This window comes from Candidatus Merdisoma sp. JLR.KK006 (assembly GCF_036941035.1).
Classification (GTDB): Bacteria; Bacillota; Clostridia; order Lachnospirales; family Lachnospiraceae; genus Laedolimicola.
This window is the reverse complement of sequence record NZ_JAYMNS010000085.1, coordinates 1-917: the sequence shown is the minus strand read 5'-3', so window position 1 is coordinate 917 and position 917 is coordinate 1. Positions and strand designations below refer to the sequence as shown.

The following is a 917-nucleotide window of genomic DNA, read 5'->3' as shown; positions in this document are numbered from 1 at the left end:
CACCGCTTTCTCCCTGTCCTCGCTGATCTTCAGGGCGGTACGCTTCCCGTTCCCGAATATCACCGTCACCACGGAAAAGTTCATCTTCTCTATGTAACCATAATTCACAAGGAACGACTGGTGTATCCGCAGAAACTCCTGCCGCCCCTCTGAAAGCTCTTTCTCAACAGCGTTGAGCCTGCCGTAAAAACGCTCCTCGGAGCCGTCTGCCATGAATATATGCACTACCCGGTTGCGGCTCTCGAAATACACGACGTCCCTGACCGCAACTTTCCGGATCTCCTTGTTGAAGGAGAAGCGGTAGTAGGCTTCCGTTTCTCCTATCCGGGCACAGGCGTCGCGGAAATATTTCCTGAACTTCGCCCCGTCCACGGGTTTTGAGAGGAACCGGAACGGCTCCACCTCGAAGAGCTCCTTTAAATACTGTTCGTAGCCGGACACGTATATGAGGAGCGCGGAACGGTCGATGCGGCGTATCTGCCTCGCGGCGCTTATGCCGTCCACCCTCCCCATCTCTATGTCAAGGAATACCAGGTCGTAGCGGTAGCCCTTTTCTATGTCCGCAACCAGGGTGCCGCCATCGGAATAGGCTTCCGTCTCCACGCTGATGCCCGAATCTTCTGCCTCGCGGCGCACCATTTCTTCCAGTTCCGCCGTAAAACGCATGTCATCGTCACATACTGCTATCCTCACCATCCACATCATTTTCCTTCCGGTGTAAATCCCCTGTTACAAGTTTCTCCTGTTCGTCCTGCGCCTGCTCCAGCCGTTCCAGCATCACCCGGAAAGTCTTCCTGTTGATGTCCGACAGGCGCTGGTAGCGCAATATGATATCGTAATACCTGTCCATCTCATGGTTCATGCGTAACTGGCTGCTTAAGTCACGCTTTATGTCGGTGCGTCCGAGTATGTAGTCA

Annotated in this window: 1 protein-coding gene and 1 pseudogene; both read right to left on the bottom strand. The window is 54.1% G+C overall.

Annotated features, from left to right (window positions below; all coding sequences use genetic code 11):
* The coding region (locus VSQ61_RS22680) for a LytR/AlgR family response regulator transcription factor (protein WP_334346578.1) at positions 1–696 on the bottom strand (696 nt) is incomplete at its 3' end.
* Positions 674–917 (bottom strand): annotated as a pseudogene (locus VSQ61_RS22675) (helix-turn-helix domain-containing protein); the annotation flags it as partial. The pseudogene VSQ61_RS22675 and the gene VSQ61_RS22680, both read right to left, overlap by 23 nt.